General features: G+C 72.2%; 13 protein-coding genes. 8 read left to right on the top strand and 5 right to left on the bottom strand.

What is annotated here, in order from left to right; all coding sequences use genetic code 11:
• Positions 1-116: 116 nt before the first annotated feature.
• From ACH4TP_RS06425 to ACH4TP_RS06415, 3 genes are all read left to right on the top strand, one after another.
• On the top strand, positions 117-911 hold the full coding sequence (locus tag ACH4TP_RS06425) for an alpha/beta fold hydrolase (RefSeq protein WP_398436085.1): 795 nt from the start codon (positions 117-119) through the stop codon (positions 909-911).
• Positions 912-1,139: 228 nt separating this feature from the next.
• Positions 1,140-2,354: a S8 family peptidase gene (locus ACH4TP_RS06420; protein WP_398179969.1), complete on the top strand. Its 1,215-nt coding sequence runs from the start codon at positions 1,140-1,142 to the stop codon at positions 2,352-2,354.
• Between the two features lie 150 nt (positions 2,355-2,504).
• Entirely contained in the window at positions 2,505-3,038 is a 534-nt protein-coding gene (locus ACH4TP_RS06415; RefSeq protein ID WP_389234228.1) for a GNAT family N-acetyltransferase, read from the top strand.
• 25 nt (positions 3,039-3,063) lie between these two features.
• Here ACH4TP_RS06415 and ACH4TP_RS06410 read toward each other — a convergent pair whose 3' ends face one another.
• Positions 3,064-4,326: a serine hydrolase domain-containing protein gene (locus ACH4TP_RS06410; protein ID WP_398436083.1), complete on the bottom strand. Its 1,263-nt coding sequence runs from the start codon at positions 4,324-4,326 to the stop codon at positions 3,064-3,066.
• Between the two features lie 237 nt (positions 4,327-4,563).
• Here ACH4TP_RS06410 and ACH4TP_RS06405 point away from each other — a divergent pair, with 237 nt between their 5' ends.
• The 3 genes from ACH4TP_RS06405 to ACH4TP_RS06395 all read left to right on the top strand — a co-directional run bounded on the left by ACH4TP_RS06405 (position 4,564) and on the right by ACH4TP_RS06395 (position 7,419).
• Positions 4,564-5,520, top strand: a complete 957-nt coding sequence (locus ACH4TP_RS06405) for a GlxA family transcriptional regulator (RefSeq protein ID WP_389234234.1) — start codon at positions 4,564-4,566, stop codon at positions 5,518-5,520.
• Between the two features lie 133 nt (positions 5,521-5,653).
• Positions 5,654-6,649, top strand: a complete 996-nt coding sequence (gap, locus tag ACH4TP_RS06400; RefSeq protein ID WP_398436081.1) for a type I glyceraldehyde-3-phosphate dehydrogenase — start codon at positions 5,654-5,656, stop codon at positions 6,647-6,649.
• 200 nt (positions 6,650-6,849) lie between these two features.
• Complete coding sequence (locus tag ACH4TP_RS06395; protein ID WP_398436079.1) at positions 6,850-7,419, top strand: DUF4291 domain-containing protein; 570 nt, start codon at positions 6,850-6,852, stop codon at positions 7,417-7,419.
• A 50-nt stretch (positions 7,420-7,469) separates the two neighbouring features.
• Here ACH4TP_RS06395 and ACH4TP_RS06390 read toward each other — a convergent pair whose 3' ends face one another.
• From ACH4TP_RS06390 to ACH4TP_RS06380, 3 genes are all read right to left on the bottom strand, one after another.
• Positions 7,470-8,300 carry an aldo/keto reductase gene (locus ACH4TP_RS06390; RefSeq protein WP_389234243.1) on the bottom strand — a complete coding sequence of 277 codons (831 nt, stop codon included), beginning with the start codon at positions 8,298-8,300 and terminating at the stop codon, positions 7,470-7,472.
• Between the two features lie 397 nt (positions 8,301-8,697).
• The gene (locus ACH4TP_RS06385; RefSeq protein ID WP_389234249.1) at positions 8,698-9,912 is read right to left on the bottom strand and encodes an MFS transporter; all 1,215 of its coding nucleotides are present in this window, start codon (positions 9,910-9,912) and stop codon (positions 8,698-8,700) included.
• A 217-nt stretch (positions 9,913-10,129) separates the two neighbouring features.
• The gene (locus tag ACH4TP_RS06380) at positions 10,130-11,533 is read right to left on the bottom strand and encodes a hypothetical protein (RefSeq protein WP_398436077.1); all 1,404 of its coding nucleotides are present in this window, start codon (positions 11,531-11,533) and stop codon (positions 10,130-10,132) included.
• A 474-nt stretch (positions 11,534-12,007) separates the two neighbouring features.
• Between ACH4TP_RS06380 and ACH4TP_RS06375 the strand changes: the two genes are divergently transcribed.
• The gene (locus ACH4TP_RS06375; RefSeq protein ID WP_398436075.1) at positions 12,008-12,838 is read left to right on the top strand and encodes a DUF4232 domain-containing protein; all 831 of its coding nucleotides are present in this window, start codon (positions 12,008-12,010) and stop codon (positions 12,836-12,838) included.
• Between the two features lie 146 nt (positions 12,839-12,984).
• On the top strand, positions 12,985-13,347 hold the full coding sequence (locus ACH4TP_RS06370) for a DUF1304 domain-containing protein (RefSeq protein ID WP_398179992.1): 363 nt from the start codon (positions 12,985-12,987) through the stop codon (positions 13,345-13,347).
• Positions 13,348-13,386: 39 nt separating this feature from the next.
• Here ACH4TP_RS06370 and mmsB read toward each other — a convergent pair whose 3' ends face one another.
• On the bottom strand, positions 13,387-14,622 hold the full coding sequence (gene mmsB, locus ACH4TP_RS06365) for a multiple monosaccharide ABC transporter permease (protein ID WP_389234258.1): 1,236 nt from the start codon (positions 14,620-14,622) through the stop codon (positions 13,387-13,389).
• Position 14,623: the final 1 nt, after the last annotated feature.

The raw sequence follows: 14,623 nt of genomic DNA, 5'->3' as shown, positions 1-14,623 counted from the left end.
TATCCGACACCGCGCGCTCCCGGTGGCGGACGCCGCCGTCGGGGCGTTGTCAGTGCCGGCCCGTAGGGTCGCCTCCGACGGTAGGACAGCGGCGCGGCACAGGGGGAGAGTTCGACATGCGGGAGTTGTTCCTGACGGAGGAGCGGGCGCACATCCGGTGGATCGACCTGCCGGGCGAGGGCCCCGTGCGGGTGTTCGTCCACGGACTCGGCTGCACGGCGGCCTCCGACTTCGCCCACATCGCGGCCCGTCCCGCGCTCGGCGGCGGCCGGGCGCTCCTGGTGGATCTGCTCGGGTACGGACTGAGCGACCGGCCCGTGGACTTCGACTACCGCATGGAGTCCCAGGCGGCCGCGGTGGCCGCCGTCCTCGACCACCTCGGTGTCGCGGGGGTGGACCTCGTCGGGCACTCGATGGGCGGCGCCGTGGCGATCCATCTGGCGGCGGCCCGTCCGGACCTGGTCGGCAGACTCGTGGTGGCCGAGCCGAACCTGTACGCGGGCGGAGGGGCGTTCAGTTCGCCGGTGGCCGCGCAGGAGGAGGACGCGTTCGTGGCGGAGGGCTTCGCCCGGATGCTCGCCGTCACCGACCGCCCGGACTACGCCGCCCGGCTGCGGCTCGCCGACCCGCGGGCCGTCCACCGCAGCGCGGTCGCCCTGGTGGAGGGCAGTGTTCCCGAGGCCGGGGACCTGCTGGCCGGGCTCCCGGCGCCCCGGACCTTCCTCGTCGGGGAGGCGAGCCTGCCGGACGCCGACGCGGAGAAGGCGGCCGCGCTCGGCATCCCGGTGATCGAGGTCTCCGGCGCGGGGCACAACCTGATGCTGGACAACCCGGACGGCTTCGCCACGGCCCTCGCGCTCGCCTTCGCCGACGATCCGGCAGCCCCGGTTCCCGGCCACCGGAGCGTCTGATCCAGCCAGGTGGGACCCCGTCCGAGGGGGTTCGATTGCAGGCGTATGGCGGATGCATGACAAGACGTCAACTCCCTTGAGCCGCGCCCCGGGAAGCGGCCAGGCTGCTGGTCACGCCGGGAACGGACACGCCGGTCCCGACCGTGTACGTGGCCCCACGTGCACCCCCCCCGCAGCCGTGCCGCCCCACCCGTCGGGCGCGGCGTCCATGAGGAGGACTCCCTCGTAATGGCACTCCCCAAGACCAAGAAGACCCGCCTCGCCGTGACGGCCTCGGCCGCGACCGCCGCCGCCCTGCTCGGCACCTTCGCCGCCGTCCCCGCCCACGCGGCCCCCGCCGAGGGCACCGTCCTCGCGGCGGACTCGGCCGACGCGGTCCCCGGCAGCTACATCGTCACCCTCAAGCAGGGCGCGGGCTTCAAGGCCGCCTCCGCCAAGGGGCGGAACCTGATAGCCGGCTACGGCGGCACGGTCCGCAAGACCTTCGGCTCCGCCCTCAACGGCTACACGGCCACCCTCGGCGCGGCCGAGGCCCGCCGCCTCGCCGCCGACCCGGCCGTCGCGTCCGTCGAGCAGAACCAGGTCGTCCGCGCCGACGCGACCCAGGCCAACGCGCCCTGGGGCCTGGACCGCATCGACCAGGCCGACCTGCCGCTCTCCGGCACGTACACGTACCCCGACAGCGCCGGCGGCGGCGTCACCGCCTATGTGATCGACACAGGCGTCCGGATCACCCACTCCGAGATCGCCGGGCGCGCCGTGAACGGCTACGACGCCGTCGACGGCGACTCGGTCGCCCAGGACGGCAACGGGCACGGCACCCACGTCGCCACCACCATCGCCGGCTCCACCTACGGCGTGGCCAAGGCGGCGAAGATCGTCGCCGTCCGCGTCCTCGACAACAACGGCTCCGGCACCACCGCCGGTGTCATCGCGGGCATCGACTGGGTCACCGCGAACCACGCGGCGGGCGCCCCCGCCGTGGCCAACCTCTCCCTCGGCGGCGGCGCCTCCACCGCCCTCGACAACGCGGTGAAGAACTCCATCGCCGACGGCGTCACCTACGCGGTCGCCGCCGGCAACTCCGGCACCAACGCCTCTTCCTCCTCGCCCGCCCGGGTCGCCGCCGCCCTCACGGTCGGCGCCACGAGCAACACCGACGCCAAGGCCAGCTGGTCCAACTACGGTTCGGTCCTCGACCTCTTCGCCCCGGGCGTCTCCATCACCGCGGGCTGGAACACCAGCGACACCGCCACCAACACCATCTCGGGCACCTCGATGGCCACCCCGCACGTGGCGGGCGCCGCCGCGGTCTACCTCGCCGGCCACCCCTCCGCCACCCCGGCCCAGGTCGCCACCGCCCTGGTCAACGGCGCCACGCCCAACAAGGTGACCAGCCCGGGCAGCGGCTCCCCGAACCGCCTCCTGAAGATCGTCCAGTAGCCGGGCGCGGAACCGCCCCGGAGGCAGCCGGCGCCTCCGGGGCGGTTCCCCCGCCGGAGTCGCCATCGCCTCCGGCGGCAACCTCTGCGGCGCCCACACCGACCCCACGGACCTCACCCGGCCGCCGGCGAAATGAGCCAGGATGGGGCCATGACCGAGATCCGCACCCCCCGACTCCTGCTCCGCCGCTGGAGCGACGACGACCTCGTCCCGATGGCGGAGATCAACGCCGACCCCGAGGTCATGCGGTGGATCGGCGACGGCTCGGTCCGGGACCCGGACCAGACCGCGGAGGCCATCGAGCGGTACGAGGAGGAGTGGGACGAGGAGGGCTTCGGGATCTTCGCCGTCGAGCTCCTCGGCTCCGGCGAACTGATCGGCTTCGCGGGGCTCTCCGTGCCGGAGTTCCTGCCGGAGGTGCTCCCCGCCGTGGAGATCGGCTGGCGTCTGGGGCGGCAGTTCTGGGGCCAGGGGTACGGCTCCGAGGCCGCCCACGCGGTCCTGGAGTTCGCGCTCCAGGACCGCGGGCTCGACCGGGTCGTCGCCATCACCCACACCGGCAACCGCGCCTCCGAGAACATCATGCGCAAGCTCGGCATGGTGCCGGAGCGGGAGACGAGCCACCCGGTCCACGGCCTTCCCCTGCGGGTCTACGCCATCGACCTCACCGAGTACCAGGCCTGATCCCCGGGACCCCGGCGGGGAGCCGTCAGTGGCGCTCCGGCAGGTCCCGCTCCGCCGGCAGCGACGAGAAGTCGGGCGACGGGAAGTCACGCGCAGAGGGCGACGAGGCCAGGGCCTTGCTCTTGCCGCAGAAGGCCGCCTCCAGGGTTCCGCCGAGCGCCGTGTTGGCGGCGCCGTGGTTCGAGGTGTTCGCCATGGCCGACAGGCTGCGCAGACCGTCGCGGGTCGAGAAGGCGTACGTGTAGAAACCCTGCACGGTACCGGTGTGCCCGTACACCCGGGTGCCGCAGGACAGGTCGTAACGACGCAGACCGAGACCGTAGAACCGGGTGCCCGTGGTGCCCACCGGGGTGACCTTCGTCATCGCCTCCAGCATCGCCGGGGACAGCAGCCGTCCGCGCATGAGCGCGCTGGTGAAGGTGTTCAGATCGGCCGGGCTGGAGATGACGGCACCGGCGGACTGCGCCCAGGACACGGTCTGCTCCGTGGAGTCCACGAGCGGGTCGCCGTCCGCGTCCGGGTGCAGATAACCCCGTACGTGCAGGCCCTCGATGCGCGTGTCGGGGTGGACGTACGAGGTGTCGCGCAGCTCCAGCGGCTCGAAGATCCGCTGCTCGTACGCCTCGGACACCGGGGCGCCCGTGAGCTTCTCGATGAGCATGCCGACGACCACGAAGTTCGTGTTGGAGTACGCGTACGCCGCCCCGGGCTGGTTGGTGCGGGGCTCGCTCAGGGAGAGGTCGACGAGCTTCTGGTAGCTGAACACCCGCTTCCGTACGGCCTCGAAGCCCGGCACGGTGTCGGCGAACATCGCGTTCGTGTAGTCGGCGAGCCCGCTGCGGTGGGTGAGGAGATGCCGGACCGTGACGCGGTCGTCGGGAAGCAGCCCCGGCAGGTACCGGTTGACGGACGCGTCGAGTTCCAGCCTGCCCTCCTCCACCAGTTGCAGCAGCACGACCGTGGAGAACGTCTTGCTGACGCTCCCGATCCGGAACCGCGCGCGCGTGTCCATCGGCGCCCCCGACACCCGGTCCCGGACCCCGACCGTCAGGCTCTCGACCCCCTCGGGGCCGGCGAACCGGGCCATCGCCCCCGGCGCGCCGTTCGCCACGGCCGAGTTCAGCGCGGCGACCACACCCCCCAGGTCGGGAGCGGGCACCGAGGGCGCGGCCGCGGCAGCGGGGGAGAGAGAGAGGGCGAACGCGCTGGTGGCAGGCACGACACCGGCCGCGAGCGCGGCGATCAGGGTGCTGCTCACGGCCAGACGGCGGTGCGACGACAGGGGCACGGTGACTCCTCGACTTCTTCCGGACCGGCCGGTACGGCACCCGGCGGGGCGGGGACCACGCGGCTGCCGCGCGGGACCCCTGTGCCCAAGATCATGAGGCCCGCCGTCCGCGAACCGCCTCTGACACGGGGACACGGTTCCGGATGGAGTAGTCCCGACCTGCCGTCGGGCGACCGCCCAGCCACTCCCGGACCGCCGCTGACCAGCGAGGACACCCGGCCGCGTACCCTCATGGACGTGTCTGCCTCACGTCTCCACCGCGTTGCCGTCCTCGTCCTCGAAGGCGCGAAACCCCTCGATGTCGGAATCCCCGCGCAGGTCTTCACGACCCGGGCGAGCATGCCGTACGAGGTACGGGTCTGCGGCGCCGAACCCGGCGTCGTGACCGGCGGCGACGGCCTCGCGTACCAGGTCGCCCACGGCCTGGAAGCGCTCGCGTGGGCCGACATCGTCTTCGTCCCCGGCTACCGCCATCCCGACCGCGAGGACCCGCCGCGGGCCGTCGTCGACGCGCTGATCGCCGCCCACGACCGCGGGGCGCGGCTCGCCGCCATCTCGACGGGGGCCTTCGCCCTCGCCGCCACCGGCCTCCTCGACGGCAAACGCGCCACGACGCACTGGCACTACGCGCGGGCGCTCGCGGCCAAGCGCCCCCTGATCCACGTCGACGAGAACGTCCTCTTCGTCGACGAGGGCAGCATGCTCACCTCCGCCGGCGCCGCCTCCGGCATCGACCTGTGCCTGCACATCCTGCGCCGGGACCTCGGCATCGCCGCCTCGAACCACGCGGCCCGGCGCCTCGTCGCCGCCCCCTACCGCAGCGGCGGCCAGGCGCAGTACGTGCCGCGCAGCGTGCCGGAGCCGCTCGGCGAGCGGTTCGCCGCCACCCGCGAATGGGCGCTGCACCGCCTCGGCGAGCCCCTCACCCTGGAGATACTCGCCCGGAACGCGGCGGTGTCGCCGCGCACCTTCTCGCGCCGGTTCGTCGAGGACACCGGCTACACGCCGATGCAGTGGGTCATGCGCGCCCGCATCGACATGGCCCGTGAACTGCTCGAACGCTCCGAGCGGGGCGTCGAGCAGATCGCCGCCGACGTCGGCCTGGGCACCGGGGCGAACCTGCGCCTGCACTTCCAGCACATCCTGGGCACCACACCGAGCGAGTACCGGCGCACGTTCGCGCAGGGGGAGTGAAACGGGCATACCGGAACCCTGGCGGGATCCTGGCGCGATACTTGCGGACCGTGGCGATCACGCCGCTGGTCGGGGGGTGCGTTCCGCGCGAGCCTTGGTGGCGAATCGGAAGGTCGGAAGGGACACCCCACTCATGACTCGCATCGCCATCAACGGTTTCGGTCGCATCGGACGCAACGTGCTTCGCGCGCTCCTGGAGCGCGACACCGACCTCGAGGTCGTCGCCGTCAACGACCTGACCGAGCCCACCGCCCTCGCGCGGCTCCTCGCCTTCGACTCCACCTCGGGCCGTCTCGGCCGTCCGGTCACCGTCGACGGGGACACCCTCGTCGTCGACGGCCGCCGCATCAAGGTGCTCGCCGAGCGCGAGCCGGCGCAGCTGCCCTGGGCCGAGCTCGGCGTGGACATCGTCCTGGAGTCGACCGGCCGCTTCACCTCGGCCAAGGCCGCCCGCCAGCACCTCGACGCCGGGGCCAAGAAGGTGCTCGTCAGCGCGCCCGCCGACGGCGCCGACGTCACCCTCGCGTACGGCGTGAACACCGACGCGTACGACGCCGATCTGCACACGATCGTCTCGAACGCCTCCTGCACGACCAACGCGCTCGCCCCCCTCGCGAAGGTCCTCGACGACCTCGCCGGCATCGAGCACGGCTTCATGACGACGGTCCACGCCTACACGCAGGAGCAGAACCTGCAGGACGGCCCGCACCGCGACCCGCGCCGCGCCCGCGCCGCCGGCGTCAACATCGTCCCGACCTCCACGGGCGCCGCGAAGGCCATCGGCCTCGTCCTGCCGAACCTGGACGGCAAGCTGTCCGGTGACTCGATCCGCGTGCCCGTCCCGGTGGGCTCGATCGTCGAGCTCAACACGACCGTCGCCCGCGACGTGACCGTCGAGGACGTCCTGGCGGCCTACCGCGCCGCCGCCGAGGGCCCGCTGGCCGGTGTCCTCGAGTACTCGGAGGACCCGCTGGTCTCCGCCGACATCGTGGGCAACCCGCACTCGTCGATCTTCGACTCGGCCCTCACCCGCGTCGAGGGACGCCACGTCAAGGTCGTCGCCTGGTACGACAACGAGTGGGGCTTCTCGAACCGCGTGATCGACACCCTCCAGCTCCTCGCGGGCTGACGACGGGACGAACGGCCGGCTTCCTCCGCGTGGGGAAGCCGGCACTGTCACACGCCGACTCACACCGCACGGAGTCGGCGTGTGACGCGTTTCGGAGGGAAAACCCTTCGGGGAAAACCGTTCGGGGGAAATCGTCCGGGGGAAATCGTCCGGGGAAAACCGTTCGCCCCGTTCTCCGGCCGGATGACAGGGTGCGGTGCATGGCAGCACCCCAGTACCAGATCCGTGCCGACCACGACGCCCGCACGATCGTGGTCTACCAGGCCTACTCGCCCGCCATCGCCGACGCGGCACTGCGCGCGGGGCGCTTCGTGGCGCCGTTCTCGTTCCAGCGGATGACGTGGATCAAGCCGTCGTTCCTGTGGCTGATGCACCGCAGCAACTGGGCCCGCAAACCCGGCCAGGAGCGGATCCTCGCGGTGCGGATCACCCGCGAGGGATGGGAAGAGGCCTTGTCCCGGGCCGTTCTGACGACCGCGGACCCGGCGGCCGTGGCGCAGGCGGCCGTGCACGTCCAGTGGGATCCGGAGCGTTCGGCCCGCGGGGCGGCCCTGAACCACTACAGCATCCAGGTCGGGATCAGCCGCCACCTGATCAGGGCGTTCACCGACGACTGGACCGTGGGCCTCACCGACGTCACCCCCCAGGTCCGCAAGGCCGCGACGCTGATGCAGAGCGGCCGCGCCGCCAGGGCCCAAACCCTGTTCCCCACCGAGCGGGTCTACCCGTTGCCCCGGACACTGGAAGGTCTCCTGAATCCGGGGCGGTGACGGGCGCTGCCGGGGGCACGGGCTGTCCGTGCCCCCGGCGGGCGGGTGGGTCAGTTCAGCTCGTCGGGGTGCGGGCCGGTCCGCAGGCCGCGGTCGAGGCCGCCGATCGCCGCCATCTCCTCGTCCGACAGGACGAAGTCGAACACGTCGAAGTTGGCGCGGATCCGGGCCGGGGTGACCGACTTGGGGATGACCACGTTGCCGAGCTGCAGGTGCCAGCGGATCACGACCTGGGCGGGCGACTTTCCGTGGGCGGCGGCGATCGCCACGATCGCCGGGTCGTCGAGGACCGCGCCCTGCGCCAGCGGGCTCCACGCCTCGGTCGCGATCCCGTGCTCGCCGTGGAAGGCGCGCAGCTCGGACTGCTGGAGCGCGGGGTGCAGCTCGATCTGGTTGACGGCCGGGGTCAGCGCGGCGCCGTCCATCAGCCGGCGCAGGTGCTCGGGCTGGAAGTTGGAGACGCCGGCGGCACGGATCCGGCCCTCCTCGGCGAGCCGCTCCAGGGCGCGCCAGGAGTCGCGGTACAGGTCACGGGCCGGGGTCGGCCAGTGGATCAGGTACAGATCGACGTAGTCCAGGCCCAGCTTGGCCAGGCCGGCGTCGAAGGCCCGCAGGGCGGCGTCGTAGCCCTGGTCGGCGTTCCACAGCTTGGTGGTGACGAACAGTTCCTCGCGCGGCAGGCCGGAGGCGGCCAGGGCGCGGCCGACGCCGGCCTCGTTGCCGTAGATCGCGGCGGTGTCGATGCTGCGGTAGCCGGCCTCCAGGGCGGCGCTGACGGCGGCGGTGGTCTCGTCGTCGGGGACCTGGAAGACGCCGAAGCCGAGCTGGGGGATCTCCACGCCGTTGTTGAGCTTGACGGTGGGGATGCGGGGGTCGTTCATGGTGCGCACTTTCAGAGGGGGCGGTCGGTGAGGGTGTAGCGGACGGTCTGGGCGCTGATGAGCCCGTCGCGGAAGACGAAGGTGTCCACGCCGTCGGTGACCTCGTGGTCGGCGCCGACGGCGGTCCACTCCAGGAGCAGGACCTCCCCGGCGAACCGCGGGGTCAGCCGCCACTCGGCCCCGGGAAGGTCGGCGAGCAGGCGGCCGATGCCCTCGCGGACTCCCGCGCGCCCGGTCAGGACGCCTTCGGGGGGTGAGGAAGACGGCGTCCTCCGTGTAGTTCTCGCTGATGAGGTCCAGGTCGCCGGTGCCGAGGCGCTCGCCGTGGTCGGCGAAGACCTCTTCCGGGGTCCGGGTGCGGGGGGTGCTCACGAGGGGGCTCCTGGGGTGGACGGGTTCAGTGGTGTACGAGGGTGGGGGCGGCCTCAGTGGCCCCGGCGGTCCGGTCCGCCTCGGCGCCCTCGGCGGGGGCCCGGCGCTCCAGCGCCGCCGACCAGAAGGCGAGGAGCAGCGCGGCGGCGGCCAGGGCGGCGCCGACCCAGTTCGGGGAGGTGAAGCCGAGGCCGGCGGAGATGACGAGCCCGCCGAGCCACGCGGCGAGCGCGTTGCCGAGGTTGAAGGCGCCGATGTTCACGGCGGAGGCCAGTGTCGGCGCGCCGTGCGCCTGGTCGAGCACGCGCTTCTGCAGCGGCGGCACGGTCGCGAAGCCGAGCGCCCCGACGAGCAGGATGGTGATCGCGGCGAGCACCTTGTGGTGGGCGGTCACGGTGAACAGGGCCAGCACGACCGCGAGGCCGCCGAGGGTGACGTACAGCAGGGGCATCAGCGCCCGGTCGGCGAAGCGTCCGCCGAGGAGGTTGCCGAGGAACATGCCGATGCCGAACAGTACGAGCAGCCAGGTGACCGCGCCCTCGGAGTAGCCGGCGGCGTGCGTCATCATCGGCGCGATGTAGGTGATCGCGGCGAAGACACCGCCGAAGCCGAGCACGGTCATCGCCATCGCGAGCAGTACCTGCGGGTTGCGGAAGGCGGTCAGCTCCCGGCGCAGGCGCGCGCCCTCGGGGCGTGGCATCGCGGGCACCAGGCGGGCGATGCCGAGCATCCCGACCAGGCCGAGCGCGGCGACGATCGCGAAGGTGGTGCGCCAGCCCACCGCCTGTCCGATGAAGGTGCCGAGCGGCACGCCGACGATGTTGGCGACGGTCAGTCCGGTGAACATGGTGGCGATGGCGCCGGCCTTCTTCTCCGGCGCGACGAGCCCGGCGGCGACGACGGAGCCGATGCCGAAGAACGAGCCGTGGGCGAGCGAGGCGACGATGCGGCCGGTCAGCATCAGTCCGAAGCTCGGGGCGAGCGCGGAGAGCAGGTTGCCGAGGACGAACAGGCCCATGAGCACCATCAGCATCCGCTTCCGGCTCACCTTGTTGCCGAGCACCGTGAGCAGCGGCGCGCCGATGACGACGCCGAGTGCGTAGCCGGTGACCAGGAGTCCCGCGGTCGGGATGGAGACGCCGTAGTCGCCGGCGATCTGGGGCAGCAGCCCCATGATCACGAACTCGGTCGTACCGATGCCGAAGGCGCCGACCGCGAGGGCGAGCAGAGCGAGCGGCATGGCTCGCCCCCTTCCGGAATTGCTTGAGTGGTCCCTTTGCATGTCTCGACAATAATTGCATACGCGCTATTCATGCAAGCGCGGGTAGGTGGCTTCGTTCTGGCTTGGTGTCCGGGGTGCGCGGATCGACCGGATCCTCCTCACGGGTGCCGGAGCCCACTCCAGTGGCTCCGGCACCCGATGCGGGGTCCCGGGCCCGTTCTTCCTTCCGCGTCGCTCAGCTACGGGGTACGCACGGGGTGCAGCAGGCCGGCGCGGGTTCGACGCAGATGGTGACGGAGTCGGTGTTGTCGGACGGGTCGGGGTCCTTCTCGACGGCGGTGACGGTGGCCGTGTTGGTGAGGCGCGCCGGCCTGGTGGCCTTCGCCCGCAGGGTGAGGGTCGCGCGGGCGCCGACGGCCAGTGCGCCGACGGTCCACTGCCCGGTCTCCGGGGCGTAGGCACCGGCGTCGGCGTCGGCGGACAGGAAGGCGAGCCCGCTCGGGAGCCGGTCGGCGACCGTGACGCCGGTCGCGGGGCTGGGACCGGCGTTGTGGACGGTCAGACGGTAGGTGACGGTCTGACCGACGGTCACGGTGGTGGCGTCGGCCGCCTTGGTCACGTCCAGGTCGGCGGCCGGCCTGACCACGGTCACGGCCTCGTCGGACGTGGACGTCAGCGGCTCCGGGGCGGAGCCGAGCCGGTTCTCGTACGTGGCGACGGCGGTGTTGGTCACCCGGGTGCCCGCCGTCTGCAGACCGAGGGCGACCCGGTACTCGACGGTGGTGCCCCGCGGCAGCGCGGCGGTGTTGGCCAGGCTGCCGCCCTGGGAGGCGGAGGCGCCGGTGCCGAGCCGGAAGGTGACCGTGTCGCTCCCGGGGTCGTACGAGGCCTGGTCGTCACCCGCCTGATCGGTCTTCACGCCCGCGTTCGGGCCGTCGATGATCCGCAGCGAACCGGGCACGTACGTCGTCCCCGGCGGCAGGACGTCGGTGAGGGTGAGCCGTTCGGCGGCCCCGCCGCCCTCGTTCCTGGCGGTGATCCGGTAGGTGACGACATCGCCGATGTCCAACGGACCTTCCGGCACCGCGCTCTTGGTGAGCACCACGTGCGGAGCGGTGCCGAAGAAGATGCCGTCGAGGAAGTTGCCGATCCCGCGGTTTCCGCCGGCCGCCGAGACGGACCGGAAGGCGAAACGGGTCGTGGTCTGCCCGGCCGGGACGGTGTAGGTGCCGGTGTAGTACCCCCACGCCGTGTTGCCGTCGGTGAAGGTGCGCTGCTCGACCGTGCTGCCCGGGGCGCCGATGTCCAGGGCCATGGTGTCCTGACCCTGCCTGCCGCGGTGGTAGAGCCGCCAGTACAGCTTGGTGCCGGGCGTGGTCGGCAGGTCCTGGTAGAGGGTGGAGACCTCGTTGGCGTTGAGCTCGGCGAACTGCTCGCCCTCCGCGGAGGGGACGCCGTTGAAGCCGGAGTGCCACAGCTCGATCATGTGGTCGGTGGCGGTGGTGAGCCAGCCCGGGACGTGCCGCGGGGCCTGGGTCTGGGAGGCGTCCGGCAGGAACGCCATGTCGGTGACGGACGGCTGCTCGAAGCTTCCGTTGACGAGGGCGACCCGGAGCGGGACGGAAGGAGGTGTGCTCATGGTGACTTCTCCGATCGGTCGGCGGTGCGCGAGGCCCCGCGCTCCGGACGCCGTGCTGCGCACGGGGAGGAGGAAGGGGCCGGAACGCTCCGTAGCTCAGCGCCCCCGCGTCGCCGCGTACAGCCGGGGAGGAGAGGTCCCGGCCAGCTCCGACCGGTGGGTTTACGCGCACTGACATCACGCGTCACGGCGCCGCCGCCCCTCGCAGGTGCCTCCCGGGGCTCCCGCCGGCCACCCCTGGATCACTGCCCGCGCGCGTCCCTGTCGTGCTGACCGGATGACAGTGCTCTCTGGCGCTCACACGCCACCGGAAAGGGTGAATCAAAGGCCCTTGAGTTGACGCATGTGCGTTCCAGGAGTGGTGAGTTCGGATGGCCGCTCCGGGCCGGTGGCAAGAGAGGGCGCGTACGCGCATGCCGCCCGGGTGGGGCCGAACCGTGGTGCCGCGTACGGGGGCGGGCGTACGGTGAGGGCATGGCCATGCCCAGTTCGAGCCTGCCCGGCAGGAAGAGCGAAGTGGACCCGCGTGGGCGGGGGCGACGCGGGAAGCCGCCGTGCACGGTCCGCGGGGAGTGGAGCGCGGCCGCCCCGGAGTCGCCGAGGCCGGGGACGTGGAAGCGCGGGACCGCGCTCCCGGTCGCTGCCCTCGCCGTCGCGTCGCTGGCGATGACGGCCTGTTCGTCCTCTCCCTCTCCGGCGCCGCCCCCGTCCGTGCCGGCGACCGCGCCCTCCAGCGCCGCCGGTTCCCCACCGGCCACGCCCGCGCCTTCCCGGACCTCCGGCCCGCCGTCGACCAGCACGCCCGCGCCCTCCAGTGGTGCCGGCTCCCCGTCGGCGACGCCGTCGCCGACGGGGAGCGTCCGGCCGACCGGGCCGGGCCGCCCGTCCCGGGAGTGCGCGACCGGCGGCCTCTCGGCCACCTTGACCAGGCCCGAACCCGCGGCGGGTTCGATCTACGCGACCCTGGTGTTCACCAACAGGTCCACCGTCACGTGCACGATGACCGGCTACCCGGGGGTCTCCTACGTGGCCCAGAAAGGCGTGCAGTCCGGCAACGCCGCCGTGCGCGAACCGGGGACGATCACCACCGTCACCCTTCCACCCGGCGGACGGGCCGAGGCCCGACTGCGCGATGCCAACGGCATCAGCGGCTACGACCCGGCGCAGTGCGAGCTCTCGCCCGCCGAGGGCCTGCGGATCTACCCGCCCGACCGGACGGCCGCGCTCTTCGTCCCGTGGAAGACCGAGCACTGCGCGGGCCCGACCGTGCACTCGCTGACCGTCGGACCGGTCCGACCGGGCTGACCGCACCCACGGCCCCGGCGAGTCGCCCAGCGGCTGCCGGTCGCCTTGACGATTGGGCAAGTGCCTGAACAAAATGCCGGTTCAATGGTCGACGGCAGTTCGCATGGCGGCCGGTCGGGCCGCGGCCACGGCGTAATATGCCTGTCATGTCCACAGTTGCCGTTATTGCGGTTGTCGCGCTCGCCCTCCTGCACGTCTACATCCTGGTTCTGGAAATGTTCCTGTGGACCACTCCCCGGGCCCGTGCCGCCTTCGGCACGTCCGGGGAGTTCGCCCTGGCGACGAAGGCGATGGCCGCCAACCAGGGCCTGTACAACGGCTTCCTGGCGGCCGGGCTCCTCTGGGGAGCTTTCGCCTCCGACCCGGTCGGGTTCCAGGTGCGGGTCTTCTTCGCGTCGTGCGTCGCCGTCGCCGGAGTGTTCGGCGCCGTGACGTCCTCCCGCAAGATCCTCTTCGTGCAGACCGTGCCGGCACTGATCGTGCTCGTCCTGGTGCTGCTGGCCCACTGAACCCCGACCGGCCGTCGGTCTCCCGTCCGGGAGGCCGGGTCAGGAACCGGCCCGGCGCTTGTTGTAGACGTCGAAGCCGACGGCCGCGAGCAGCACCAGGCCCTTGATGACCTGCTGGTAGTCGGTGCCGACGCCGACCAGCGACATGCCGTTGTTCAGCACGCCGAGCACCAGGCCGCCGATGATGGCGCCGAGGACGGTGCCCACGCCGCCGCTGGCGGAGGCGCCGCCGATGAAGGCGGCGGCGATCGCCTCCAGCTCGAAGTTGATCCCGGCCTGCGGGGTGCCGGCGTTGAGCCGCGCGGCGAAGACCAGTCCGGCCAGCGCCGCGAGGACGCCCATGTTGGTGAAGGCGAGGAACACGACCCGCTTGCTCTTCACCCCGGACAGCTTGGCGGCCGCCTCGTTGCCGCCGATGGCGTAGGTGTGCCGCCCGATGATCGAGTTGCGCATCAGGTAGCCGAAGCCGACCAGCAGCGCGCCGAGGATCAGCAGCACGATCGGCACGCCGTGGTAGCTGGCGAGCAGCAGGGTGAAGACGGCCACGGCCGCGGTGATCACGGCGAGCTTGGCCAGGAACAGCCCGAGCGGGAGCGGTTCGAGACCGTACGAGACGGTCTGCCGCCGGCCGCGCACCTCCTGCAGGATCGCGACGGCCAGCACCGCGAGGCCGAGCAGCAGGGTGAGGTTGTGGTAGTCGGTGTGCGGTCCGACCTCGGGGAGGAAGCCGCTGCTGATGCTCTGGAAGCCCGTGGGGAACGGCGCCACCGACTGCCCCTGGAGCAGGATCTGGGTGCCCCCGCGGAACAGCAGCATGCCCGCCAGGGTGACGATGAAGGACGGGATGCCGAGGTAGGCGATCCAGAAGCCCTGCCAGGCGCCCGCGAGGGCACCGATCACCAGCGCGGCCAGCGCCGCCACGGGCCACGGCAGGTGGTGCTCGACCATCATCACCGCGGCGGCGGCCCCGACGAAGGCGGCCAGCGAGCCGACCGAGAGGTCGATGTGCCCGGCGATGATGACGATCATCATCCCGATCGCCAGGATGAGGATGTAGCCGTTCTGCTGGATCAGATTGGTGATGTTGAGCGGCTGCAGCAGGATGCCGTCCGTCCAGATCTGGAACAGCAGCACGATCAGCGCGAGCGCGACCAGCATGCCGTACTGGCGCACGTTGCCGCGCAGTGCGCGGACCAGCACGCCGCCGGGGGAGGGGCTCGGGTCGGCCTGCGGTGCCTTCGGGGACGAATCCGGGATGATCTCGGTCTGGGCCATG

The organism is Streptomyces sp. NPDC021012 (genome assembly GCF_044333355.1).
Classification (GTDB): Bacteria; Actinomycetota; Actinomycetes; order Streptomycetales; family Streptomycetaceae; genus Streptomyces.
Note: the sequence above shows the minus strand (reverse complement) of the source record. Positions and strands in the feature narration are given on the sequence as shown.

Excerpts from the sequence above, each read along its gene's own strand:
- ACH4TP_RS06395 (WP_398436079.1), top strand. The coding sequence starts at position 6,850 with ATGGCAGCACCCCAGTACCAGATCCGTGCCGACCACGACGCCCGCACG.
- mmsB (WP_389234258.1), bottom strand. The coding sequence starts at position 14,622 with ATGGCCCAGACCGAGATCATCCCGGATTCGTCCCCGAAGGCACCGCAG.
- ACH4TP_RS06415 (WP_389234228.1), top strand. The coding sequence starts at position 2,505 with ATGACCGAGATCCGCACCCCCCGACTCCTGCTCCGCCGCTGGAGCGAC.
- ACH4TP_RS06390 (WP_389234243.1), bottom strand. The coding sequence starts at position 8,300 with ATGAACGACCCCCGCATCCCCACCGTCAAGCTCAACAACGGCGTGGAG.
- ACH4TP_RS06425 (WP_398436085.1), top strand. The coding sequence starts at position 117 with ATGCGGGAGTTGTTCCTGACGGAGGAGCGGGCGCACATCCGGTGGATC.
- ACH4TP_RS06370 (WP_398179992.1), top strand. The coding sequence starts at position 12,985 with ATGTCCACAGTTGCCGTTATTGCGGTTGTCGCGCTCGCCCTCCTGCAC.
- ACH4TP_RS06385 (WP_389234249.1), bottom strand. The coding sequence starts at position 9,912 with ATGCCGCTCGCTCTGCTCGCCCTCGCGGTCGGCGCCTTCGGCATCGGT.
- ACH4TP_RS06380 (WP_398436077.1), bottom strand. The coding sequence starts at position 11,533 with ATGAGCACACCTCCTTCCGTCCCGCTCCGGGTCGCCCTCGTCAACGGA.
- gap (WP_398436081.1), top strand. The coding sequence starts at position 5,654 with ATGACTCGCATCGCCATCAACGGTTTCGGTCGCATCGGACGCAACGTG.
- ACH4TP_RS06420 (WP_398179969.1), top strand. The coding sequence starts at position 1,140 with ATGGCACTCCCCAAGACCAAGAAGACCCGCCTCGCCGTGACGGCCTCG.
- ACH4TP_RS06375 (WP_398436075.1), top strand. The coding sequence starts at position 12,008 with ATGGCCATGCCCAGTTCGAGCCTGCCCGGCAGGAAGAGCGAAGTGGAC.